A 23326-nucleotide genomic window follows, 5' to 3' on the forward strand; every position below is an offset into this window, starting at 1 on the left:
ACTGACCACACCAGTCACAAGAGGGGCACAGATGATCCATGGGTGGGTAAAGCCCCGAAGGATCTACCCACCCATGACGGGGTGTGACGTCGCTGAGCCTTAGTGACTCAGCGCTTACGCGCCTTCTTCGCGGCGCGCTTGTTGAGCTTGCTCCAGAACTTGATCTGCCCGTTGGCCATTCGCGTGTCGCGCTTGGTGAACGGCGGCGCGATCATCTCGGCGACGGTGAACGGCATCGTCGAAAATGCCACTGCGCGTGCATGACTGAACGTCTCGAAGCCGGTCTTGCCGTGGTAGGCGCCCATACCGCTGCGGCCGATGCCGCCGAAGGGCAGTTCCGCACCGAACATGTGCAGTGCGAAGTCGTTGCCGTTGATCGATCCACTGCGCGTGTTGTCGGCAAGCCTCTTGAAGTTGGCGTTGTCGTCGCCGCACCAGTACATGGTCAGCGGATGGGGATTCGCTGCGATGTGGGTGATCGCCTCGGTCAGATCGCGGTACGGGTAGACACTCAGGACAGGGCCGAACACCTCGTCGTCGGCGATCTTCATGCCTGCCTTGACCCCGGTGAGCAGCGTCGGCGGGATCTTGCGACGCTCGGCTGACGGAAGCTGCTCGCCGCCCGGGATCACCTGCCGCTTGGTCGCACCGAGTTCGACAGCGTCGTCGATCAGTCCGACGATGCGGTCGTAGTTCTTCTGATTGATCGTCGACGTGTAGTCGGAGTTGTCGTAGATCGTCGGGAAGCTCTTGGTCCAGTGGGCGATGACCTTGTCGGTGAACTCACCGAGCTTTGCCTCGGGAACGAACACGTAGTCGGGACACAGACACACCTGGCCACCGTTGGCCATACGGGCCTCGGCCAGCATCTTCGCGGCCTTGCCGATGTCGGCCGAGACGTCGACGACGGCGGGGTTCTTGCCGCCCAACTCGAGCGTCACGGGCACGAGGTTCTTGGCCGCCTCCTGCGCCACCGACGACCCGACCTCGGGCGAACCGGTGAAGAACAGATGGTCGACAGCGAGCTTCGCGAAGTCGGAGCCCGAGCCATGCTTGGGCGTGATGACCGCGAGTTCTTCGATGGAGAAATAGTCAGGCGCGTGCCGCGCGATGACCTCGGTGGTGCGTGCGGTGATCGACGACGGCCGCATCAGCACCCGGTTCCCTGCCGCGAACGCCGAGGCTGCGGGCACGAACGTCAACTGCAGCGGGAAGTTCCACGGACCCATGATCCCGACCACGCCGAGCGGATCGTGCCGCACCCGCTGCTTGAACCCGATCAACCCCTGCACCCGCGCCGACGGGGTCTCCTTCATCCATTCCTTGACGCCGCGTCGCTGGTGGGTGATGTCGATGAGGCATCCGGCGACGTCGGCCGTGATGCTCAATTCGGCTGGGCGCGTGCCGAAGTCGGCGGTCAATGCCGCGCAGATCTCGTCGGAGTTGTCGAGCAGGAGCGACCCGAGCCGCGTGATGCGTTCGATACGCGTGTTGGCGTCCGGAATGCCGTCCCGCAGGAACGCGGCCTGCTGGATCTCGAGCAGTTCGGCCAACGAGTGAGCCTCCGACGAGACCCCCTTCTCGATGCGTCGACCCGCACCGGTCGTCACGTCCGCAGGCTTGGTCATGGTGGCTCCTTGAGGATCTACGGGTGCTCGGGGGCATAGTCGAATGAGACGCCGCCCCGATTGTGTATCACATGCTATGCCGTAGATCACACGAACGCGAGCGCGGGGTGGCGGACACACCCTGGCCGACGCACACTCGACGCGAGGAAGCGCCCAGTCGACGCGGGCGAACCGTCGACTGTGCGCTCGAGACCGTCGACTGTGCGCCCGAGACCGTCGACTGGGCGCTCCAGACCGTCGACTGTGCGCTTAGAACTGCCGAGTGGTCAGCCGAGACGCTCGATGATCGTGACGTTGGCCGTGCCGCCGCCCTCGCACATGGTCTGTAGGCCGTAGCGGCCACCGGTGCGCTCCAGTTCGGCCAGCATTGTCGCGAAGAGCTTCGCCCCGGTGGCGCCGAGAGGATGCCCAAGCGCGATGGCCCCGCCGTTCGGGTTGACGCGCGCGGGGTCGGCGCCGGTTTCCTTCAGCCAGGCGAGCACAACCGAGGCGAACGCCTCATTGATCTCGACGACGTCGATGTCGTCGATGCTCAGCCCCGACTTGGCCAGCGCGTACTTCGTCGCGGGGATGGGCGCGGACAGCATCTTCACGGGGTCGTCGCCGCGGACCGAGATGTGGTGGACGCGAGCGCGCGGGGTCAGGCCGTACTCGGCGAGTGCCTTCTCGCTGACCACCAGCGCCGCCGACGCGCCGTCGGAGATCTGCGACGCCACCGCCGCGGTCAGCCGCGAACCGTCGGCCAGCGGGGCCAACCCGGCCATCTTCTCCAACGACGTCTCACGCGGGCATTCGTCGACGACGCAGTCGGCCAGTGCGACAGTCTCGCCGTCGAACCGTCCCTGTGCGATAGCGGCTTTGGCTCGCTGATGCGACTGCAGCGCCCATTCCTCCATGTCCTCGCGGCTGATGTCCCACTTCCGCGCCATCAGATCGGCGCCGACGAACTGTGAGATCTCGGCGTCGCCGAATCGCTCACGCCAGCCGACGGATTCGGCTGTCGGCGTGGTGAATCCGAACTCCTGACCGGCAATCATGGCCTGCGAGATGGGGATTGCGCTCATGTTCTGCACGCCGCCGACCACGACGACGTCCTGCGTCCCACTCATCACACCCTGCGCCGCAAAGTGGATGGCCTGCTGGCTCGAACCACACTGACGGTCGACGGTGGTTCCGGGTACCTCCAGCGGCATTCCGGCAGCGAGCCAGGCGGTTCGGGCGATATTGCCCGCCTGCGGACCGATCGCGTCGACACATCCGAAGACGACGTCGTCGACGACCGCCGGGTCGATCCCCGTCCGAGTGACGAGTGCGGAGATGACATGCGCACCCATGTCTGCCGGATGCGTCTTGGCCAGCGAGCCGTTGCGCTTGCCGACGGGCGTACGAATAGCGTCCACGATGTACGCCTGTGGTGTGCTCATGAGAACTCCTGCTCGATAAGGGTATTCGCGCTCAGGCGCGCTGACTGGAGATCGACACCACTTCGCCCGTGAGATATGTGGTGTAGTCGCTGGCGAGCATCGCGATGGTGGCCGCGACCTCCCAGACCTCGGCTGCCCGGCCATAGGCCTCGCGCTGTGCAAGGTCGTCGAGCAGTTCGTCGCTGGTCACCTTTGCCAGGAAGGGATGCTTGGCAATCGACGGCGCAACAGCATTGATACGCACCCCGTGCTCGGCAGCCTCGACGGCAGAACAGCGCGTCAGTGCCATCACTCCGGCCTTGGCAGCGGCGTAATGTGCTTGTCCGCGCTGAGCTCTCCACCCGAGTACCGACGCGTTGTTGACGATCACGCCACCGTGCTCGACGGCACGAAAGTAGCGCAGCGCGGCCCGCGTGGCGCGGAACGTCCCGGTGAGCGTGATGTCGACGACGCGGTCCCACTCCTCGTCCGACATATCGGCGACGGGCGTCTCGCCACCGAGGCCGGCGTTGTTCACCAACACGTCGATACGTCCGAGTGTGTCTGCGGCACTGGAGATCAGCGAATCCACATCGGCAGTGGACTGCACATTGCACACCACCTTCCCGACGGTCTGACCGTCGAACTCGGCAGCCAGTTGGTCGGCGGCCTCGCCCAGTCGTCGCTCATGCCAGTCGCTGAGCACGACGTCGGCGCCCTCGAGCAGCGCCCGACGCGCCGTCGCGAACCCGATGCCCGTGCCCGCCGCTGCGGTCACAACGACTTTGCGTCCCAACAACAATCCGTGTCCCGGCGTCTCCTCCGGAGGTGTGGCCAACGGTGACCTCACACCATCGACCTCACTCGACGTCGTCTGTGTCATCGTGTCCACACCTCTCGCCTCGGTTCCGCGGCCATGCCTCGCTGTGCCCAAGTCATGCTCGTGCCTCGCTGTGCCCAATTCATGCTCGTGCCTCGCTGTGCCCAATTCATGCTCGTGCCTCGCGGTGCTCTCTTCATGCTCGTGCCTCGCGGGGCAAGGCGAGTACTCGCTCGGCAATGATGTTGCGCTGCACCTCGTTCGAGCCGCCGTAGATCGTGTCGGCGCGGGTGAAGAGGAACAGGCGTTGCCATTCGTCGAGCTCGACGTTCTCCGGATCGTGAATGTCATTGAGGTGACCCTCGACCGTCGCGCTGGGGCCGATCAACGACGCAGGACCGGCCACCGCCATCGCGAGCTCGCCGAGATCCCGATGCCAGTTGGCCCACAACAGCTTTGCCACCGAGGCCGTCCCTGCAGCGGCGGCCGCACCCCACGTGCCCCCGGTTAGTGTCGCGTCGTCGTCGAGTGTCCGTTGCGCATTGGCACGCATCGCGCTCAGTCCGATGCGGGCACGAACGAGGCGTGCGGCGATCTCCGGATTCTCGAGAGATCCGTTGGCTCTTGCCATCTCGGTGATCGCGTCGAGTTCACGCGCGAAGCCCACCTGCTGTCCCAGCGTCGAGACGCCGCGCTCGAACTGCAGTAGCCCCATCGCGACCCGCCAACCGTCGCCGGACTCGCCGACGATGAGGTCGGCGTCGGTGGTCGCGTCGTCGAAGAAGACCTCGTTGAACTCCGACGTTCCCGTCAGCTGTTGGATCGGCCGTACCGTGACGCCGGGCTGATCGATCGGGACCAACAGGAAGCCGAGTCCCTTATGGCGCGAGGAGCCCGCTTCCGTACGGGCCAGCACGAACACCCACTGCGCGACGTGCGCAAGCGACGTCCAGATCTTCTGTCCGTTGACATGCCAGCGGGTGCCGTCGTCGGAAAGTCGGGCCGTCGTGGAGACGCCCGCGAGATCGGAGCCCGCCCCTGGCTCGGAGTAGCCCTGGGCCCACAGCTCGGTGACGTCGACGATGCCGGGAAGAAAGCGCTGCTTCTGCTCTTCGGTGCCGAACTCGATCAGCGTCGGGCCGAGCAGCTCCTCACCGAGGTGATTCACCCTCGCGGGAGCGTTCGCGCGCGCATACTCCTGATGGAAGATGATTCGCTGCTGGAGTGTCGCGCCACGGCCCCCATACCGCGTGGGCCAGCCGAGGCATGTCCAGCCGGACGCCGCGAGATGGCGATCCCACGCCAGACGCTCGGAGAAGAACTCATGCTCGCTTCCGGGACCACCCCGACCCTTCAGCGCGGCGAAGTCGTCGACGAGGTTGTGCGCCAGCCACTCGCGCACCGCTCGCGTGAACTCTTCGGTCGCGGCGGGCGTGCTTCGCGCCCATTCGCCCAGGTCGACGGCACGATCGGCAAGGTTGATCGACGTCATGATCGCTAGCATAACCTACCAAGCATTTGTTAGGTTGAGGCCATGGAGTCGATAATGACCAACGGCGACGCCCAGTCGACGGGAGGAAGCGCCCAGTCGACGCCCGCGGCGCTGATCCGCGCGGCGCAGACCTGGCCGGCGCAGCAGGCGATCGTCGACCGTCAGTGGAGCAAAGGGGGTGCAGGCGTCGAGCTGACATACGCGGAGCTGCTCGAGCGTGTCCGCGAGTTCGCCGCAGCGCTTGTCGCGTCGGGCTTCGAGGCCGGCGACAGGGTGGCCATCTGGTCGCCGAACAGCCATCACTGGCCAATCGCCGCACTGGGCGTGCAGTACGCGGGCGGGGTGCTGGTCCCGCTCAACACCCGCTACACGGCGACCGAGGCCATCGATGTGATCGAAAGAGCTCAGGTGACGGCGGTCGTGGTGTCGGGTGAGTTTCTCGGCGTCGACCATGCGGCCGAACTGCTTGGCGCGCATGGCAGCTCGCTGCCCGACCTCGTGGTGCGAGTGCCGCTCGACGGGTCGGCACCTGCGCCTGACGGCAGCGTCGACTGGTCGGACTTCGTCGCGCGTGCCACCGACGAGACGCGTGCCGAAGCGGATCGTCGAGCAGATGCTGTTGCGCCAGAGGACATCTCCGACATTCTGTTCACCTCGGGGACCACCGGGAAGTCGAAAGGCGTTCTGGCCGAGCACCAGCAGACCATCGCGGGCGCGCGGGCGTGGGGAGCCAACGGACTCCTGAGTCCATCAGACCGCTACCTGATGGTGAACCCGTACTTCCACACGTTCGGATACAAGGCGGGCATTCTGCCGTCGATTCTCTACGGGACGACGATGATTCCGCTCGCGGTCTACTCCCCCACCGAAGCCATGCGAGTCGTCGAATCAGAGCGTGCGACAGTCTTTCCGGGAGCGCCGACCATCTTCCAGACCATCCTCGACGACCCCGCGCGCGCAGACCACGACCTGTCGTCGCTTCGCCTGGTGGTGACCGGCGCGGCCATCGTGCCGGTGGTGCTGATCGAGCGTATCCAACGCGACCTCGGCGTCGACACGGTGATCACCGCCTACGGCCAAACCGAATCCAGCGGCTTCATCACCACGTGCACCCCCGATGACGACGACGTCACGGTCGCGACAACGTGCGGCAGAGCCTTCGACGGCATGGAGATCGCGCTGTCGGACCAGGGTGAGGTGCTCACCCGTGGCGCGATGGTCATGCGCGGCTACCTCGACGATCCCGCGGCGACCGAAGCGACCATCGACGCCGACGGGTGGTTACACACCGGCGACGTCGGCGTGATCGACGAGCGCGGGAACCTCCGGATCACCGACCGGCTCAAGGACATGTTCATCTGCGGAGGGTTCAACGTGTACCCCGCCGAGGTCGAACAGACGCTCGCACGCCTCGACGGAGTCACCGAAACCGCTGTGATCGGAGTTCCCGACGACCGACTCGGCGAGGTCGGCCGCGCCTACGTGACGATCCACGACGCTGCCCACCTCACCGAGAACGATGTACTCTCCTATGCGCGAACACATCTCGCGAACTTCAAGGTTCCCCGATCCGTGGTGTTCGTCGACGCGTTTCCCCGCAACGCGTCGGGCAAGATACTCAAACGCGAACTGCGCTGAACTCCAGCTCGCTCACGAATCGGACTGCGACGCAGCCCATTCGGCGACACGTTGGGCGCTCTGCTCTTCGGAGAGATCCTCGACGCGAGTCATCACCGACCAGCGCACCCCGAACGGATCGAGGATCGACGCGAACCGGTCGCCCGAGACGAAGGTCGTGAGGGGCTCACGGACCGTCGCGCCGGCGGCTTCGGCCTTGGCCACCACCTCGTCGGCGCTGGGGCAGTAAAAGCCCAACGAGTAGCATGCCGCAGGCCCATCGGGCGCGGCGATCAGGCCGTACTCCTCGTTGGGCTCGCCGAGTTGCAGGTGGCCGGTGCCGAAGTCGATGTCGGCGTGCACGACCACGCCGTCGAACTCCGTGGCATCGACCAATCGTGCCCCGAAGACACTGGTGTAGAACTCGATTGCCTGCTTGGCATTCGACACGGCGATGAACGGCGTGAGACTCGTCAGGCCGTGCGGGATGCCGTCGGTGGTGTGTTCGCCGGTGACGCCCGTCGTCGGTTCGGTGGTGGTGTTCTGCTGTGTTGTCATACGTTTCACGGTAGGGATCGTGCGCGCTGCGCGGCTTGTAGATTCGCGACGACTATCATTGACTCATGCCCGTCAGCGGAGCCGACCCCTCCGGCGCCCCAGACTCCCGTGTAACAGACACTGATACACCAGACATGGGCGCCCCGGCCACCGACGCTCCAGACACCCGCGGGGTGCTCTACCCCGCTCGCCTGCCCACCTTCGATCGCGTCGTCGCGCCCGACGACCTCTCGTCGATGGTCGCGTGGTTCTGGATACCCCAGTGGAACCTCGCGCCCGGCCGGACGTCGCGGCAGAACATTCTGCCGTTTCCCGCATGCAACCTCGTCGTCGAAGCTGATGGTGTGCTGATCGTCGGGCCGTCGACTCAGCGCACGCACCGCGATCTGACCGGCTCCGGCTGGGCCGTCGGGGCATTGCTGCGACCGGCGGGCGCTGCCGCGCTCGACGTCTCGCCACGACCACTGCGCGATACCGCGCAACCGTTCCGTGCGCCCGATCTGTTCGAATCGATCTCTGTGGCAATGACTGTCAAGGAACCCGATGTCTCCGACGCCGCATCACGCTTCGCGTCGTGGCTGCGTGAACACTTGACGCCACCCCAGGACTCGGCGCTGCTCGCGAACGAGATGCAGGACCTCATCGCAGCGGCTCGCAGCATCGTCCGCGTCGACGACCTCGCACGCGAGATGTCGATGTCTGTACGCACACTGCAGCGCATCGCCGACCGCCACATCGGCCTCTCCCCGTTGGCGGTCATCCGTCGATACCGATTGCAGGAGGCCGCGGAACGACTGCGCGACGACCCGACGATCACCCTCGCCGACGTCGCCGCCGACCTCGCATACACCGATCAGGCGCACTTCTCGGCCGACTTCCGCCAGACCCTCGGCCTACCGCCGGGCGAATACCGTCGCACCGTCGCCGAATCCGGTACGGACTCATGACAGACGCGACGCAAGCCGAGGACATGCTGGCACAGGTCGGTGCCCTCGATCCGGACTCGTCGACCAGAAGCATCGTCACGCACGGCGCGGTGATCGTGCTCAACGGTGATCGTGCGTGGAAGCTCAAACGGCCGGTTCGGTTGCGCTACTTCGACTTCAGCACGCCGGAGCGGCGTCGAGCAGCTCTCGACGCCGAACTCCGGCTCAATCGACGCTTCGCTCCCGGTCTCTACATCGCGGTACACGCGATCCGACGCACCGCGGACGGTTCGCTCTCGTTCGAAGGCGCGGGCGAGGTCGTCGACCACGTCTTGGAGATGACACGCTTCGACGACGATGCGCTGATGGTCACCCACGCACATCCGGGCGGCCTCGACGACGACCTGCTGCAGCGCCTCGCGATGCGCGTCGTCGAACTGCATCGGGGATCCGAGATCAGTGCGGATGCCCGTGGGGCGCAACGATTGCAGGACGTCGTCGACGGAAACCTCGCGAGCATGGCGGCGTTCCCGGACATCATCGAACCCGTTGTGGCACAAGAACTGACCGACAGGATCACCACCCTCATCACCGAGCATCGCGACCTTCTCGACGATCGGGCACGCGGCGGGCGCGTTCGCCACTGTCACGGCGATCTGCATCTCGGGAACGTCGCGATCGTCGACGGCGAGCCGATTCCGTTCGACTGCTTGGAGTTCGACGCGGAGCTCGCCACGACCGACGTCCTCTACGATCTCGCGTTCCTCGTGATGGACCTGTGGGCACGCGGACTGCGTCACGAAGCCAACGTCGTCGTCAACACCTACTTCGATCATGCGACGTTCGATGGTTCTATCGACGACGAGAATGGATTCTGCTTACTGCCGGTACTGCTCGCGGTACGCGCCACGGTGCGTGCACACGTCGCGGCAGCCGAGCACGACGTCGACCGCGCGCACGAATACCTCGCGCTTGCACTGGGTTTCACCGAGTCTGCGCGGCCGCGGCTCGTCGCGATCGGCGGCGGTTCCGGTACCGGGAAGTCGACGATAGCGCGGGCGGTCGGAGGCAGCCTCGATCCAGCGCCTGGCGCTCGCATCCTGCGCACGGACGTGTTGCGCAAACGTCTTGCGGGAGTGGGCATCGCGGACAAGCTACCGCGATCGGCCTACACCGACACGGCTCGCGCCGCGGTGTACACCGAGCTGTTCCGCCTCGCCGAAGCAGACGTGCGCGGCGGAATGAGCGTCATCGCCGACGCCGTGTTCGGTCGAAGCAGTCAGTCGACCGCAATAGCCGACGTCACCGAGTGCGCGGGCGTCGACTTCACCGGCATCTGGCTGGAACTACCTGAGGCCGAGCGCATTTCACGCATCGAGCACCGCGGACTCGACGCCTCCGACGCCGACGCCTCGGTCGCGCGCAGGCAGAGTGCGACGCTCGAACTGCCCGATGAGCGCTGGCGGCGCGTTGAGGCGTCGGGCGGCGTCGAATCGGTCGTCGCAGCGAGCGGGCTGGGCGCTGATCGCGGCTGAGGCCCGCGCCTCGACCAAGCCTCAGTCGCGCAGCGGCTTGACCAGTGGGAACAGGATCGTTTCGCGGATGCCCAGGCCGGTGAGCGCCATCAGCAGGCGATCGATGCCCATGCCGGTGCCCGCCGTCGGGGGCATGCCGTACTCCATGGCGGCGAGGAACTCTTCGTCGAGTCGCATGGCTTCGTCGTCGCCGGCAGCAGCGAGGCGTGCCTGGTCGACAAAGCGCTCACGCTGGATGACCGGATCGACGAGTTCGGAGTAGCCGGTGGCCAGCTCGAAGCCGCGGACGTAGAGGTCCCACTTCTCGACGACGCCCGGCACGCTGCGGTGTGCGCGAACCAGCGGCGACGTCTCGACGGGGAAATCGCGCACGAAGACGGGCTGCGAGAGCTTCTCACCGACCATGTGCTCCCACAGTTCCTCGACGAGCTTCCCGTGACCGTAACCCTTGTCCTTGGGCACCTCGAGGCCGACGCGGGCGGCGATGGCGAGCAGCTCGTCGACGCTGGTCCCGGGATGTTCCGGGCCGCCGTCGGGAACGATCTCCTGGCCGAGCGCCTCCGAGAGCGACGGGTACATCTCCAACGAGGTCCACTCGCCGGAGAGGTCGTAGGTGGTGCCGTCCGGCATTTCCGGCATGAGCGTGCCGATCGCGCCGAGTGCCACCTCCTGGATGATCTCGCGGGTCATCGTCGCGGCGTCGTCGTAGGTGCCGTAGGCCTGGTAGGTCTCGAGCATCGCGAATTCGGGCGAATGGGTGGAGTCGGCGCCCTCGTTGCGGAAGTTGCGGTTGATCTCGAAGACGCGCTCGATTCCGCCGACCACCGCGCGCTTGAGGAACAGTTCCGGCGCGATACGCAGGTAAAGGTCGATGTCGAAGGCGTTGGAGTGCGTCACGAACGGCCGTGCCGCCGCGCCGCCGTGCAGCGTCTGCAGCATCGGGGTCTCGACCTCGAGGAATCCTCGGGTGACGAGTGCCTTGCGCAGCTCGGCGATCACCGAGATACGGGTCCGCGCAGTCTCACGCGCTTCCGGACGCATGATGAGGTCGACGTAGCGCTGACGGACGCGCGTCTCCTCGTTCATCTCCTTGTGCGCAACCGGCAACGGACGCAACGACTTCGACGCCATCGCCCACTCATCGGCCATCACCGACAGTTCGCCGGTACGCGAGCTGATGACCTCACCGTGGACGTAGACGATGTCGCCGAGGTCGACGTCGGACTTCCATCGCGCGAGCGACTCCTCGCCGACCCCGTTGAAGCTGATCATGGCCTGGAGCTGGGTACCGTCGCCCTCCTGCAGCGTGGCAAAGCACAGCTTGCCCTTGTTGCGCAGGAAGATCACGCGCCCGGCGACGCCGACGATCGTGCCAGTCTCGGTGCCCGCCTCGAGGTCGGGGTGTGCCTCGCGGATCTCGGCGAGGCTGTGCGTGCGGCCGATCGACACCGGGTAGGCCTCGCGTCCCTCGTCGAGGATGCGGTCGCGCTTCTCCCGACGGATACGCAGTTGCTCGGGCGTCTGGTCGTCGTTGTCGCCAGCCGTTGTCGTTGCAGCCTTATTCGCGGAGGTCAGGGGTTCGCTCACACCTCGAAGACTATCGGCCGGGGTGGGATCGGGGAAAATCGCCGTGCTGGTGGATGTCAGTGCGCGGAGAAGACTGCCAGTTCGCCCGCGCTGATCTGGCCGTTGATGCCGTCGCGGCGCAGGCCGCGGAATCCGCCGACGACGAAGACAGTGCCACTGACGCCGCGTGCCTGCAGGTGCCAGGCGAGCCACTCCGCCTCGTGGCCGTCGTCGCTCACGAGGACCCAGCGCCGATCGGCGGTTGCGGTGCGCAGCGAGGTCGGTGAGCCGGGAGTCAGCAGGTCGAGCACCTCAGCGGCGTCGACGGCCAGCGCCCCGAGCAGCGCACCGTTGAGTCGGCGCTTGCGGTGACTGCGGATGTCGACCGGCACTGCTCCGGCGGCGATGGCGTCACGGTAGGCCGTGGGCTGAAGCGAGAGCGGAACGTCGGGGACGGCCTGTGTGACGGGTGCCTGCGCGAAGGCGTGGACCTGGACCGGTGCGTTGACCAGCGATGCATTGATGAGCGACGGGGCAGTCATGAGAGATACCTCGGTGGTGATCGAAACGAGCGGGGGCATCGACGAAGGGCGGCCGCATGAAGCGGACTCAGCCCTGACAACACTCCTGACAGCTCTTGATCACGGCGACAAGTTTGCCACAGTGCACGGCTACGGGCCAGGTCTGCGGGAGTTTCGTGCTCGCGGTGCGCAAAAAGACGTTCGACGCCGCGCTGGGCGTGCCAGGTCAGCGGGTCCCGCGCCCACGGCCCTGCTGTTTGGCCCGCTCGGACACCAGGCGTAGCCCCTCGAGGGTCAGATACGAGTGGTGGGTGGTGAGCGTGCGGCTCTCCGGGTAGATCAGCGGCGCCAGCGACCCGGTGGCCACAACCGTCAGATCCCGGCCGTCGAAGCCGGCGACGGTGTCGCGCACCCTGTCGACGAGCCCGTCGACCTGCCCGGCGAATCCGTACAGGATGCCTGACTGCAGCGCTTCGACAGTGTTCTTGCCCAACACGCTGCGCGGGGGCATGAGTTCGACGCGGCGCACGGTCACCGTGTGCTCGGCGAGCGCCTCGACGCCGAGGTTCACTCCCGGCGCGATGGCGCCGCCGAGGAACTCGCCCTTCGCCGACACCGCGTCGACAACTGTCGCCGTGCCGAATGCGACGACGATGCACGGTCCGCCGTAGATATGCTGCGCGGCAAGACAATTGGCGACACGATCGGTGCCGACCTCTTTGGGATTGTCGACGAGCAGCGGGACCCCGGTGCGGACACCCGGTTCGAGGAGAACGTGATGGACGCCGTCGCAGTAGCGCGAGACCATGACGCGCAGTTCTCGCAGCAACGCCGGCACCGTCGACAACGCTGCCACGCCGGTGATCTGCTCGATGTCGTCGCCGAGTAGCCCGCGGATCGCCATCGCGAGTTCGTCGGCGGTCAGGTGCGGGTCGGTGTGAATCCGCCAGTCCCGCACGAGAGTGGCGTGTTCACCCGACCCCGCGAACACCCCGAGATGGATGTTCGTGTTCCCGACCTCGACAACGAGCAGCATCGACGACCTACACCGTCGAATCGGCGAAGTCGGTTCGCGCCGAGCCAGTTTCAGGGTGGCGCGGGTCGAGGAGTCCCGAACCCTCTGACGCGTGCGCGGGATCTGTACCGTTCTCGACGACGCGGTTGGCCTCGTCGACGAAAACCACGTGCGGGCTGTATGCACGCACCTCCGCTTCGTCGAGGATGCCGTAGGCGATGATGATCACCAGATCGCCGGGATGAACGAGATGCGCTGCCGCGCCGTTGATCCCGATGACGCCGGTACCGCGGTCGCCCGCGATCGCGTAGGTCTCGAGACGGGCGCCGTTGGTGATGTCGACGATGGTGACCTGTTCACCTTCGAGTAGGTCCGCGGCGTCGAGCAGGTCGGCGTCGATGGTCACCGACCCGACGTAGTGCAGATCGGCCTGAGTGACGGTCGCCCGATGGATCTTCGACGTCATCATGGTGCGAAACATGCTGTCATTCCTCTGTGTTGGCGTGCATTGCGGGCGGGCTGCAGAGTCTGTGGGGGCGTGATCTCGACAAGCTCGATCAGCGGGGGTTGGCGCACGATCGGCGCGGGAGTGATCTCGACAAGCTCGATCAGCGGAGGGCGGTGCTCGATCAGCGGGGGTTGGCGCACGATCGGCGCGGGAGTGATCTCGACCAGCTCGATCAGCGGAGAGCGGCGCACGATCAGCGAGGAGCGGCGCACGATCGGCGAGGGGCGGCGCATCCTTGGCCCGCTGGTCGAGCGGGCGCGAGCGAAGCGAGCACCCGAGTCGAGACCACCCTCCGCCGCTGGTTGGGTGATCTCGACAAGCTCGATCAGCGGGGAGCCGCGCTCGATCAGCGAGTGGTGGCGCTCGATCGGCGCGGGAGTGATCTCGACAAGCTCGACCGGCGAGGAGCGGCGCTCGATCAGCGCGGGGCGGTGCGGGTCAGTACGCATCGGGGTTCCCGATGTCCTCGGGTTCGATGCCGATCGACACGCCGACGTTGTCGATCAGGCGCGCCGCGCCGAGGCGGGCGGCGACCAGCAGCCGTCCGTCGCCCTTGTCGGGCGCTTCGCCGAGGGCGCGGTCGCGCAGCGCGAGGTAGTCGAGTTCGATGTCCGGCGACGTCGCCAGAACCGCCTGTGCGGCAGCGAGAATCGCGTCCTTGCCGCCGGGGGCGGCGTGCGCGCCGGCGGTGAGCGCAGCAGACAGCGTGGTGGCGATTTCACGCTGCTCCGGTGTCAGGTAGCGATTACGCGACGACAACGCCAAACCGTCGGCCTCGCGCACCGTCGGCACCCCGACGATATCGACGTCGAGGTTCAGGTCGGCCACCATCTGTGCGATCAAGACCAACTGCTGGTAGTCCTTCTCCCCGAAGAACGCGGCGTGCGGAGCCGCGATGTTGAGGAGTTTGCACACCACGGTCAGCATTCCCGCGAAGTGTCCCGGGCGCACGGCACCGTCGAGGATGTCGCCTGCCGGCCCCGGCACGATCGTGGTCCGCGGCCCCAGGGGGTACATGTCGTCGACGGTCGGTGCAAACACCAATTCCACACCGGCGGAACGCAACAGCTCGATGTCGTCGTCGAACGTCCGCGGGTAGGCGTCGAGATCTTCGTTCTCGCCGAACTGCAGTGGGTTGACGAAGATCGAGACGATGACCACCACGTTGCCGACGCTCTTGGCGGCGTCGATCAACTGCAGGTGACCCGCGTGCAGCGCACCCATCGTCGGTACCAACGCCACGCGCTTACCCGCGCGACGCAGCGCCTGACTGACCCGGTGCAGTGTGGCGGGGTCGCGATGCACCGTCAGTTCACCTCGGGCGTAGGCGTCTGGACTCAGCGGCGCGGTCATCGTTCTCCTCCTACACAGCTCGAAAGGCCGTGCATCACAACATCTGTCGGCATCTGTTCGGGTTCACTCACTGCTCCAATACGTCGAGGAGCGGTGCGGGTGCGTCGGTGTACGCGGCTGCCCGACGCGCAAGGATGCGATACGCCTCGGCGATCGCATCCGGTCGATGGCCGCCGGGTAGTGCGCGGAGAGCGTCGAGGTGGTCTGCGACGGCCTGCGCGTCGCCTCGGGCGACGGGCCCTGTCAACGCGGCGGGGCCGAGATCGAGCACATTGTGGAGGGCCGCGGTGAGAAGCGGCGCGAGGATGCGTTCGGCCAACCGTTCCGAGGATCCGTCGACGGTCGCCGCGTCCCGACCGGACTCCCCCGCGCCGCCCTCGATGGCCGCGTTCATCGCCACGACCGCATCGCTGACGAGTGCGACGAGATGATTAGCACCGTGCGCGAGTGCGGCGTGATAGAGCGTGCGGTCGGCCTCGGCGATCCGGACGGGCTCACCGCCCATCTCGAGCACAAGGGCCGACGCTATCGCGAGACCCACCTCGTCGGCAGCGGTGACGCCAAAGCACGCCTGCGGCAGCCGGGCGGTGTCGTCGTCGGTTCCGACGAACGTCATCGCGGGATGAATGGCGAGCGGAAGCGCCCCGAGCGCGGTGAGGGGCGCCAGGATGTCGACGCCGTGCGCGCCCGCTGTGTGTACGACGAGCGTCCGAGGACGCAGCCGCCCGCTGTCCACGATCTCGGCGACGACGTCGGAGATGCGGTCGTCGGGTACCGCGATGATCAGGAGCTCCGAGCGTGCGACGACGTCGGGAAGGTCGAGGATCTGCGATTCGGGAAGGCGCTGCGCGGCGCGGCGTCGAGAGTGCGGCGACCGCGCCACAACCGCTCCGACCACGTGGCCTGCGCGTTCGAGTGCCTCGCCGAGTGCGGTTCCGACACGTCCCGCCGAAATGATGCCGATGGTCAGGCGCGCGGGTGTCGGCAGATTGCTCACGCCTGCGAATTCGGCGGAGAAAGATCCGGAATGGCCTGCTCGCCCCGCGTCGCGGGGTGGCTTACTCGACACGGCGGGATCGCCGTTCGGTGAGGTCACCGGTGTCCTCCCAGATCGTTCCAGTCCCAACTGCAGCGTGGGTACCGGACGTGCACCGCAATGCTAGGCGCTCGACGCATCGTCGGGCCAATGCCTGTGAGACGGGTCACCCGAGAGGACCGGTCAGAAGGGTGCCGGGCTGTGAGAAGTCAGTCTTCGCGACGGCGACGTCCGCCGCCGCTACCGCCGGAAGTCTGGCGAAGCTGATTGAGCAGCTCCGCGACCGGCAGCCCCGCTGTGTGCGCGGCGTCGTGGTCGTCGTCTTCCTCACGGCGTCGTCGGCCACCGCTGTAGCCGGCACGCGCACCGTCGTCGCCGGTCTCGTGACGCCCCGCCGTGGTGTCGGTGGCATCGGGGGTGTCGGTGTCTCCGGACTCCGGTGCGGGTGAGGTTGCCGCGTCGGCCGCCTGGGTGTCGTGCTCCGGCGCCTCGACGGTCTCGGCAGCAGGGGCCGTCTCCGCAGTGGGGACATAGAATCCGCCGGAGAACGGCGACGCCGAGGTCGGTTCTGCGGGCGGAGGCGTCTCGTCGAATCCCGACGTGTAGGGCGCGCGCGGCTGTTCGTCGACGACGTCGACGACCACCTCTTCAACCCCGAACTCTTGAACGGGTTGCGCCACAAGCGTCTCGTCGACGGCCCGTGCCTCGACTTCTTCGGCGCGGACGTCCTCGACGGCTACGTCCTCGACGGCTTCGACGGCGACTTCGTCGGCGCGGATGTCGTCGAGCGGAACCTCGGTGGCGATGCGGCCGGAGATGGGGGCGTCACCCGGAATGACCGGAAGCACTTCCGTCATCTCGTTGGGATCGACATCAGACCCGAAGCGTCGCGGAGCGTCGAACGGGCGGGAGTCGCGTCGTCGATGCTCGGCGCCCGGGGCGGTCTGCTCGAAATCGCGGGCGGCAACAGCGCCGTCGTCGTGAGCGGTGTAGTCGGTCTGGCCGTAGCCGCCCGGGTAGCCCGCCCCGCTGCCGTAGCCGCCGGCCTGGGGATCGGAGTGACCCGGCTGCGCTCCGAGACCGCCGAGACCCGAGGCCAGCTCGCGCAGCTTCTCGCTGGGAAGCGCCGCTCGCTGGTCGGGTAGCGACTCGCCCAGCAGCATCTCCAGGCTCGACCGCAGAGCGAGTACCTGCGCCTTGAGTTCTGCCAGCTCGACACCGGCCTCGTCGCTGATCTCCTTGCGGATCGTCGATTCGACGTCGAGCTCGTACTGCCTGCGCGCGGCGATCTCGCGCTCGAGTTGCAACTCGTACACCAGTCGCAGATCGCGGCTCTTGCTCTCGGCGCTTTCGGCCTGTCTGCGGTAGCGAGTGACAAGGATCGCCGCGATCACAGCGGCCCACAGCGCCGCGATCACCGCCAGCGATCCGAGCACCGAGATCTGATCGGCGAAGAGCATCAACACGCTGGCCACCACGGCCAGCACGATCAGGAGACCCACCAACCACTGCCCGACGCGACCGGAGCGGCGTGTGTCGGCGGCACGGCCAGTCGAGGTCGTCATGATCGTGAACTTACCCTCTGACGGCCCGCGCGACCGCCAGGCTGGTGCGGAGAGTCACGATTGGCCTCATAAAATCCCATCACAGAGGGGGTCACGCGGGCCCGGGATGACCGTCTGCCCGCGGCTGCGTCGGCTGGTCGGTCGGGTCGTCGGGTGCCCGGCAGCAGTACTCGAGCCACAGCGCCGCGACGACGAGCACGAGCCCGCCGAAGGCGCCGACGATCGCACCGGGTCTGTCATGCTCGGCAGCATTCACGCCGTGCTGACTCCACAGGAACACCAGCATCCCCACCCATACGCCGACGGCCACGGCACCCAGGATCGCCGACGCCTTGGCCAGTGCGAGGACACGCGCTGCGGTCAGCGGGTGCAGCTGCCCGCGTGCACGACCCACCTGACGGTCGGCGACACGTGCGCGCACCACGAATGCCATCGCCGTCTCGATCGCGGCGAGCACGTAGAGGACGATTCCCGCCAGCAGCGGCAGCGGGGGCAGTGCCGAGTAGTTGTAGCGCACCAGAATCCACGAGATCACCGCGACAAAGACCGCAATGATCAGCAGATCACGTGGCCGGGTCGGACCAAGGCCGGGTTCGTCGGACTCCGGTGGCGTCGACGGCTGCGGGGTTGTCACCGCGCCACCTCACTCCCGGGTCGGCCCGGCTGCGAACCTCCCGGGCGCACGTACAGTCGGTGCACGCCTGCGCGTTCACTCGCGGGTAGTGCCGCGACCAGGTCGACCACCGACCGGACACCGTCGGGCGTCCACAGCGTCGCGTCGGGTTCGATCTCCAGCCACGGCACGAGCACGAAGGCACGGTCGGCGGCTCGCGGATGCGGCAGCGTCAGCACGTCGTCGTCACTGATGATCGGCTGCCCGTCGGCGTCGGTCGCACAGATCACGTCGACGTCGAGAGTTCTTGGGCCCCAACGGATGTCTCGGGTCCGGTCAGCAGCGCGCTCGAGTTCGAAGCCACGCTCCAACCAGTCACGCGCAGAGATCGGGGCGTCGACGATGAGCGTGATGTTGTAGAAGTCGGGTTGTTCGACGCCGCCCCACGGGGCCGTCGAATAGATGCTCGACGCCGCGACGAGGTTGTCGGCGAATGCGTCGACAACCTCACCGAGCCGGGCCACTCGGTCGCCGAGATTGGTACCGGCGGACAACACGGCGCGCGTCATCTCGCACCACCCGCCGATTTGCGGGAGCGTCGGGTCACGACGGCGACGTCGGCGAAATCCAGCGGGATCGGCGCGGACGGCTTGTGCACCACCACTTCGCACGCGTGAATGCGGTCGTCGAGCATGACCTTCTCGGCGATCTCCCCGCCGACAGCCTCGATCAGATTGCGGGGGTCACCGGCGACGACGTCGTGGACCTGCTGTGCGAGCGACCCGTAGTCGATGGTGTCGGCCAGATCGTCCGACGCCGCGGCGGCCCGCAAGTCGGCCCACAGCGTGACGTCGATGATGAAGTCCTGCCCGTCGCGGCGTTCGTGGTCGAAGACGCCGTGGTTGCCGCGCACCCGCAGTCCGCGCAGTTCGATGCGGTCAGCCATCTCGATGCTCCCGCCGGACGGTATGCCGGTCACGCCCACCCGAACGCCACGCCGCGGCGACGGTCACCGCATCCCGGTTGGCCGCGACGTCGTGGACCCGAACTCCCCACGCGCCCTGCACCGCGGCGAGCGCGCTGATCGACGCCGTCGCGATCTCGCGTCCCTCCGGTTCACGATCGTGGCCGTCGGCGGCGAGCAGCGTGCCGAGGAAACGCTTGCGCGACGCCCCGACGAGCACCGGAAAACCGAGATCGACCAGCGTCGGCAACGCGTTGAGCAGCGCCCAATTGTGTTGTGCTGTCTTGGCGAATCCCAGCCCGGGATCGAGGATGATGTTGTCGGGATCGACCCCGACGTCGACAGCGGCGTCGACCTGGCCGAGGAGCTCACGACTGACCTCTGCGACCACGTCGCGGTACCCGCCCGTGTCGTCGACCCGGTGCGTGAATCGTCGACCGGCATCCGATTCGGCTGCCGCGGGACGCCAGTGCATCAGAATCCAGGGCAGTCCGGCGTCGGCGAGAAGCGCTGCCATGCCCGGATCGGCGCGACCCCCCGACACGTCGTTGACGATCGTCGCCCCGGCCTCGATGGCGGCCGACGCCACGCCTGCGCGCATCGTGTCGACCGAGACCTGTGCACCCTCGGCAGCGAGTGCGGCGATCACCGGAACCACCCGCTTGATCTCGACGGACTCGTCGACGCGTACCGCACCCGGGCGGGTCGATTCGCCCCCGACGTCGATGATGTCGGCGCCGCCGGCGAGCAGACGAAAACCGTGTTCGACGGCGCGCTCGGCGTCGAGGTAGCGACCACCGTCGGAGAATGAGTCGGCGGTGACGTTGACGACGCCCATCACCTTTGTGCGCGCGTCATCGGCCGTGTCGACGGCGACCGGGTGAGCGGTCACCGGGTGATGAGGTCGAGTGCCTCGCCGCGCGAAACGGCGCTGGTCTTGAAGATGCCGCGCACCGCGGACGTCGTCGTGCGAGCGCCCGGCTTGCGGATGCCGCGCATCGCCATGCACAGGTGTTCGGCTTCGATCACCACGATCACGCCACGTGGATTGAGCCGCTCCACCAGAGCATCGGCGATCTGGCTGGTCAATCGCTCCTGCACCTGCGGACGCTTGGCGTAGAGGTCGACGACGCGCGCCAACTTCGACAGTCCGGTCACCTGGCCCGATGGGCCGGGAATGTAGCCGACATGGGCGACACCGTGGAACGACACGAGGTGGTGCTCGCACGTCGAGTACATCGGGATGTCTTTGACCAGCACCAACTCGTCGTGGTCCTCGTCGAAGATGGTCGCGAGTACCTCCGACGGGTCGGTGTAGAGCCCGGCGAACATCTCGCGGTACGCGTTGGCCACGCGGGTCGGCGTGCGTCGCAGCCCCTCGCGGTCGGGGTCTTCGCCGACCGCGATCAGCAACTCCCGGACGGCAGCTTCGGCGCGCTCCTGGTCGAAGAAGCGCCCCTCTCCGGTCGATAGTTCGCGCGACGCGCCGTCGTGAGTCGCGATGTCGTGACCCTCGCTGATTGTCATCGATCCGACCCTCAGGCTCCGTCTCCGTGTGAACGATTGTCCCCGTGTGAACGATTCTCCCCGTGTGAACCGCTGTCGCCGGAGTCATCACGATGCTGCCCACCGTTGTGGCCCGCACCGTTCTGACCGCCGTACGAGCCGTTGCCATAGCCATACCCGTTGGGCTGATTTCCGTTGGCGCCGTTCGGGTTTCCGTTCTGCGGATATCCCTGCGTCTGCGGATACCCGTGCGACTGCGGATCTCCCTGCGACTGGGGCGGCCAACCCGGCGCCGACCAGTCACGCGGGGCGCCGTAGTCGGGTCGGGTTCCGCCGCCCTGCGGGCCCTGCGGGTAGGGCTGCTGCGGGTAGGGCTGCCCGTAGCTCTGACCTGGATAGGAACCCGGACCTTGAGGCGTTCCGTAGTAGGGCTGCTGCCCACCGGGGTAACCGGACGGCGAGCCCGGTGCACTTCCGGCACCGACGGGTTCGCGCACCGGCTCCGGCGGAGGCGGAGGCCACGGCTCGCCACGTTCGATGGCCCTCTCGCCGGGGGTCTTCACCGGGGGCTTGTCGCTCGGGGTGCGCTCGCCGAACTCGTTGAACGTCGTGATTCGCGGACGCTTCTCGACGTCGGAAAGGATGCTCTCGAGATCCTTGCGGGTCAGCGTCTCCTTCTCAAGGAGTTCGCTGGCGAGCACGTCGAGGGTGTCGCGGTACTCGGACAGAATCGCCCACGCCTCGGTGTGCGCGGCCTCGATCAGTCGGCGCACCTCGTCGTCGATTTCGCTCGCGACCTCGGCGGAGTAGTCACTCTGCGCGCCCATGCTGCGGCCGAGGAACGGATCGCCCTGCTCCTGCCCGTAGCGCACAGCGCCGAGCTTGGCGCTCATGCCGTATTCGGTGACCATCGCGCGTGCGATCTTGGTCGCCTGGTCGATGTCCGACGACGCGCCGGTCGTCGGCTCGTGGAAGACCAATTCCTCCGATGCGCGTCCGCCCATGGCCATCACCAGACGAGCGATCATCTCCGAGCGCGTCATCAGGTCTTTGTCCTGCTCGGGCACGGCGAGCGCGTGACCGCCCGTTCGTCCACGCGCGAGGATCGTCACCTTGTAGATCGGGTCGAGATCGGGCATCGCCCACGCGGCGAGCGTGTGACCACTTTCGTGGTACGCGACAACCTTCTTCTCGTGTTCGCTGATGATCCGGCTCTTGCGACGCGGTCCGCCGATGACACGGTCGACCGCCTCCTCGAGCATCTCCGCCGTGATGACCGTCTTGTTCTCGCGTGCGGCGAGCAGTGCGGCCTCGTTGACGACGTTGGCGAGGTCGGCGCCCGACATTCCTGGCGTGCGCTTGGCCAAACCGTCGAGGTCGGCGTCTTCTGCGATGGGCTTGCCCTTGGCATGCACCTTGAGGATTGCCCGACGACCGGCGATGTCGGGGTTGCCGACGGGGATCTGCCGGTCGAAACGTCCCGGACGCAGCAGCGCAGGGTCGAGGATGTCGGGACGGTTGGTCGCTGCGATCAGGATCACGCCCGAGCGGTCGCCGAAGCCGTCCATCTCCACGAGCAACTGGTTCAACGTCTGCTCGCGCTCGTCGTGACCACCGCCGAGACCGGCACCACGCTGACGGCCGACGGCGTCGATCTCGTCGACGAAGATGATGCACGGGCTGTTGTTCTTGGCCTGCTCGAACAGATCGCGCACACGCGACGCACCGACACCGACGAACATCTCGACGAAGTCAGAACCGGAAATGGTGAAGAACGGCACGCCCGCCTCGCCAGCGACTGCCCGCGCCAGCAGGGTCTTACCGGTACCGGGCGGACCGTAGAGCAGCACGCCGCGGGGAATCTTGGCGCCGAGCGCCTGGTAGCGCGCCGGGTTCTGCAGGAAGTCCTTGATCTCGTACAACTCTTCGACGGCCTCGTCGGCACCCGCGACGTCGGCGAAGGTGGTCTTGGGCATGTCCTTGGACAACTGCTTGGCCTTGGACTTGCCGAAGCCCATCACGCCGCCCTTGCCGCCACCCTGCATGCGGTTCATGACGAAGAAGAAGAGCCCGAACAAGAGCAGCATCGGCAGCAGGAAGATCATGATCTGCCAGAACACCGACTGCTGCGTCACGTTGGTCTGGTAGCCGGCCCCGGTCGACTTGACCGAGTCGAAGACCTGCTCACCCGCCGAAGCCGGGTACTTGGTCGAGATCTTCGTGACGTCCTTGCCGTCGACCTTGATTGCATCCTTGGTCTCGATCCGCAACTGCTGTTCGCGATCATCGATCTGGACGAACTTGGTGTTCTTGGTGTTGAGCTGTGTCAACGCGACAGAGGTGTCGACCCCGGTGTAGCCGCGATCGCCATCGCGCATCGCGCTCCAGCCCCACAGGGCGAGCACAAGCACCGCGAGTATCGCGAGGTTACGGAAGACTGTCTTTCGGTTCATGCGCATTGGTGGAGGTCCAGGCCACGTGTTGGGCCGCCCGGCGCCGTTACCACTGTCCTTCCCATCGGTTCGTGAACGATGTGAACGCCACCCAAGGGTTCGGTCGTACACATTGAGGCTACCGGTCAACGATCACGCAGGTGAAACCGTTCCCTGTTTGTCTGCGTGGCTTCGCCACGCGCTGTTTGCGCCCTCAGCGCCACTCTTCGTCGTCACCGGCAACGTCGCTACGCTCCTCGCCGGCCCT

At 66.8% G+C, this 23326-nt stretch carries 22 protein-coding genes; 3 read left to right on the top strand and 19 right to left on the bottom strand.

What is annotated here, in order from left to right; all coding sequences use genetic code 11:
* Window positions 1-107 precede the first annotated feature (107 nt).
* The 4 genes from GOSPT_RS16350 to GOSPT_RS16365 form a co-directional block, all read right to left on the bottom strand.
* On the bottom strand, window positions 108-1628 hold the full coding sequence (locus GOSPT_RS16350; protein WP_005207529.1) for an aldehyde dehydrogenase family protein: 1521 nt from the start codon (window positions 1626-1628) through the stop codon (window positions 108-110).
* 266 nt (window positions 1629-1894) lie between these two features.
* A complete protein-coding gene (locus tag GOSPT_RS16355) occupies window positions 1895-3052 on the bottom strand; it encodes an acetyl-CoA C-acetyltransferase (RefSeq protein WP_005207530.1) in 1158 nt (385 codons plus the stop codon).
* Window positions 3053-3083: 31 nt separating this feature from the next.
* Window positions 3084-3914, bottom strand: a complete 831-nt coding sequence (locus GOSPT_RS16360; protein ID WP_005207531.1) for an SDR family oxidoreductase — start codon at window positions 3912-3914, stop codon at window positions 3084-3086.
* Between the two features lie 133 nt (window positions 3915-4047).
* Window positions 4048-5343: an acyl-CoA dehydrogenase family protein gene (locus GOSPT_RS16365; protein WP_039856372.1), complete on the bottom strand. Its 1296-nt coding sequence runs from the start codon at window positions 5341-5343 to the stop codon at window positions 4048-4050.
* Between the two features lie 42 nt (window positions 5344-5385).
* On the opposite strand from GOSPT_RS16365, the gene GOSPT_RS16370 reads away from it, so the two are divergent.
* On the top strand, window positions 5386-6981 hold the full coding sequence (locus GOSPT_RS16370) for a FadD3 family acyl-CoA ligase (RefSeq protein WP_005207533.1): 1596 nt from the start codon (window positions 5386-5388) through the stop codon (window positions 6979-6981).
* Between the two features lie 12 nt (window positions 6982-6993).
* On the opposite strand, the gene GOSPT_RS16375 is transcribed toward GOSPT_RS16370, so the two are convergent.
* Entirely contained in the window at window positions 6994-7518 is a 525-nt protein-coding gene (locus GOSPT_RS16375) for a VOC family protein (RefSeq protein WP_039856322.1), read from the bottom strand.
* Between the two features lie 134 nt (window positions 7519-7652).
* Between GOSPT_RS16375 and GOSPT_RS16380 the strand changes: the two genes are divergently transcribed.
* Window positions 7653-8465 carry a helix-turn-helix domain-containing protein gene (locus tag GOSPT_RS16380; RefSeq protein ID WP_005207535.1) on the top strand — a complete coding sequence of 271 codons (813 nt, stop codon included), beginning with the start codon at window positions 7653-7655 and terminating at the stop codon, window positions 8463-8465.
* Entirely contained in the window at window positions 8462-9979 is a 1518-nt protein-coding gene (locus GOSPT_RS16385; RefSeq protein WP_005207536.1) for a bifunctional aminoglycoside phosphotransferase/ATP-binding protein, read from the top strand. Before GOSPT_RS16380 ends, GOSPT_RS16385 begins: the two co-directional genes overlap by 4 nt.
* A gap of 21 nt (window positions 9980-10000) precedes the next feature.
* Here GOSPT_RS16385 and lysS read toward each other — a convergent pair whose 3' ends face one another.
* The 14 genes from lysS to ftsH all read right to left on the bottom strand — a co-directional run bounded on the left by lysS (window position 10001) and on the right by ftsH (window position 23079).
* On the bottom strand, window positions 10001-11566 hold the full coding sequence (lysS, locus tag GOSPT_RS16390; RefSeq protein WP_005207537.1) for a lysine--tRNA ligase: 1566 nt from the start codon (window positions 11564-11566) through the stop codon (window positions 10001-10003).
* 56 nt (window positions 11567-11622) lie between these two features.
* Entirely contained in the window at window positions 11623-12087 is a 465-nt protein-coding gene (locus GOSPT_RS16395; protein ID WP_039856375.1) for a hypothetical protein, read from the bottom strand.
* A gap of 205 nt (window positions 12088-12292) precedes the next feature.
* Entirely contained in the window at window positions 12293-13102 is an 810-nt protein-coding gene (locus GOSPT_RS16400; RefSeq protein WP_005207539.1) for a type III pantothenate kinase, read from the bottom strand.
* A 7-nt stretch (window positions 13103-13109) separates the two neighbouring features.
* Complete coding sequence (gene panD / locus GOSPT_RS16405; protein WP_005207540.1) at window positions 13110-13562, bottom strand: aspartate 1-decarboxylase; 453 nt, start codon at window positions 13560-13562, stop codon at window positions 13110-13112.
* Window positions 13547-14038 carry a hypothetical protein gene (locus GOSPT_RS16410; protein ID WP_005207541.1) on the bottom strand — a complete coding sequence of 164 codons (492 nt, stop codon included), beginning with the start codon at window positions 14036-14038 and terminating at the stop codon, window positions 13547-13549. Before GOSPT_RS16410 ends, panD begins: the two co-directional genes overlap by 16 nt.
* Window positions 14028-14942 (bottom strand): pantoate--beta-alanine ligase, encoded by a 915-nt coding sequence (panC, locus tag GOSPT_RS16415; protein WP_005207542.1) that lies wholly within the window; start codon window positions 14940-14942, stop codon window positions 14028-14030. Before panC ends, GOSPT_RS16410 begins: the two co-directional genes overlap by 11 nt.
* 67 nt (window positions 14943-15009) lie before the next feature.
* The gene (locus GOSPT_RS16420; RefSeq protein ID WP_005207543.1) at window positions 15010-16038 is read right to left on the bottom strand and encodes a Rossmann-like and DUF2520 domain-containing protein; all 1029 of its coding nucleotides are present in this window, start codon (window positions 16036-16038) and stop codon (window positions 15010-15012) included.
* Window positions 16039-16187: 149 nt separating this feature from the next.
* The gene (locus GOSPT_RS16425) at window positions 16188-17543 is read right to left on the bottom strand and encodes a DUF6779 domain-containing protein (protein ID WP_005207544.1); all 1356 of its coding nucleotides are present in this window, start codon (window positions 17541-17543) and stop codon (window positions 16188-16190) included.
* Window positions 17544-17634: 91 nt separating this feature from the next.
* Complete coding sequence (locus tag GOSPT_RS16430) at window positions 17635-18177, bottom strand: DUF3180 domain-containing protein (RefSeq protein WP_005207545.1); 543 nt, start codon at window positions 18175-18177, stop codon at window positions 17635-17637.
* Window positions 18174-18725, bottom strand: coding sequence for a 2-amino-4-hydroxy-6-hydroxymethyldihydropteridine diphosphokinase (gene folK, locus GOSPT_RS16435; protein ID WP_005207546.1), 552 nt, complete (start codon window positions 18723-18725; stop codon window positions 18174-18176). Before folK ends, GOSPT_RS16430 begins: the two co-directional genes overlap by 4 nt.
* Window positions 18722-19102, bottom strand: coding sequence for a dihydroneopterin aldolase (gene folB, locus GOSPT_RS16440; RefSeq protein ID WP_039856327.1), 381 nt, complete (start codon window positions 19100-19102; stop codon window positions 18722-18724). The genes folK and folB overlap by 4 nt, the downstream gene beginning before the upstream one ends.
* Window positions 19095-19958, bottom strand: coding sequence for a dihydropteroate synthase (folP, locus tag GOSPT_RS16445; protein WP_039856378.1), 864 nt, complete (start codon window positions 19956-19958; stop codon window positions 19095-19097). Before folP ends, folB begins: the two co-directional genes overlap by 8 nt.
* Window positions 19959-20008: 50 nt before the next feature.
* Window positions 20009-20647, bottom strand: coding sequence for a GTP cyclohydrolase I FolE (gene folE, locus GOSPT_RS16450; protein WP_005207549.1), 639 nt, complete (start codon window positions 20645-20647; stop codon window positions 20009-20011).
* A gap of 11 nt (window positions 20648-20658) precedes the next feature.
* Window positions 20659-23079, bottom strand: coding sequence for an ATP-dependent zinc metalloprotease FtsH (gene ftsH, locus GOSPT_RS16455; protein ID WP_083837493.1), 2421 nt, complete (start codon window positions 23077-23079; stop codon window positions 20659-20661).
* Between the last annotated feature and the right edge of the window lie 247 nt (window positions 23080-23326).

Source organism: Gordonia sputi NBRC 100414, from assembly GCF_000248055.1.
Classification (GTDB): domain Bacteria; phylum Actinomycetota; class Actinomycetes; order Mycobacteriales; family Mycobacteriaceae; genus Gordonia; species Gordonia sputi.

Bases quoted from the DNA above. Each gene is read 5' to 3' on its own strand.
- GOSPT_RS16350 (WP_005207529.1), bottom strand. From the start codon at position 1,628: ATGACCAAGCCTGCGGACGTGACGACCGGTGCGGGTCGACGCATCGAG.
- GOSPT_RS16355 (WP_005207530.1), bottom strand. From the start codon at position 3,052: ATGAGCACACCACAGGCGTACATCGTGGACGCTATTCGTACGCCCGTC.
- GOSPT_RS16360 (WP_005207531.1), bottom strand. From the start codon at position 3,914: ATGACACAGACGACGTCGAGTGAGGTCGATGGTGTGAGGTCACCGTTG.
- GOSPT_RS16365 (WP_039856372.1), bottom strand. From the start codon at position 5,343: ATGACGTCGATCAACCTTGCCGATCGTGCCGTCGACCTGGGCGAATGG.
- GOSPT_RS16370 (WP_005207533.1), top strand. From the start codon at position 5,386: ATGGAGTCGATAATGACCAACGGCGACGCCCAGTCGACGGGAGGAAGC.
- GOSPT_RS16375 (WP_039856322.1), bottom strand. From the start codon at position 7,518: ATGACAACACAGCAGAACACCACCACCGAACCGACGACGGGCGTCACC.
- GOSPT_RS16380 (WP_005207535.1), top strand. From the start codon at position 7,653: ATGGGCGCCCCGGCCACCGACGCTCCAGACACCCGCGGGGTGCTCTAC.
- GOSPT_RS16385 (WP_005207536.1), top strand. From the start codon at position 8,462: ATGACAGACGCGACGCAAGCCGAGGACATGCTGGCACAGGTCGGTGCC.
- GOSPT_RS16395 (WP_039856375.1), bottom strand. From the start codon at position 12,087: ATGACTGCCCCGTCGCTCATCAATGCATCGCTGGTCAACGCACCGGTC.
- GOSPT_RS16400 (WP_005207539.1), bottom strand. From the start codon at position 13,102: ATGCTGCTCGTTGTCGAGGTCGGGAACACGAACATCCATCTCGGGGTG.
- panD (WP_005207540.1), bottom strand. From the start codon at position 13,562: ATGTTTCGCACCATGATGACGTCGAAGATCCATCGGGCGACCGTCACT.
- GOSPT_RS16410 (WP_005207541.1), bottom strand. From the start codon at position 14,038: ATGCGTACTGACCCGCACCGCCCCGCGCTGATCGAGCGCCGCTCCTCG.
- panC (WP_005207542.1), bottom strand. From the start codon at position 14,942: ATGACCGCGCCGCTGAGTCCAGACGCCTACGCCCGAGGTGAACTGACG.
- GOSPT_RS16425 (WP_005207544.1), bottom strand. From the start codon at position 17,543: ATGACGACCTCGACTGGCCGTGCCGCCGACACACGCCGCTCCGGTCGC.
- folK (WP_005207546.1), bottom strand. From the start codon at position 18,725: ATGACGCGCGCCGTGTTGTCCGCCGGTACCAATCTCGGCGACCGAGTG.
- folB (WP_039856327.1), bottom strand. From the start codon at position 19,102: ATGGCTGACCGCATCGAACTGCGCGGACTGCGGGTGCGCGGCAACCAC.
- folP (WP_039856378.1), bottom strand. From the start codon at position 19,958: ATGGGCGTCGTCAACGTCACCGCCGACTCATTCTCCGACGGTGGTCGC.
- folE (WP_005207549.1), bottom strand. From the start codon at position 20,647: ATGACAATCAGCGAGGGTCACGACATCGCGACTCACGACGGCGCGTCG.
- ftsH (WP_083837493.1), bottom strand. From the start codon at position 23,079: ATGAACCGAAAGACAGTCTTCCGTAACCTCGCGATACTCGCGGTGCTT.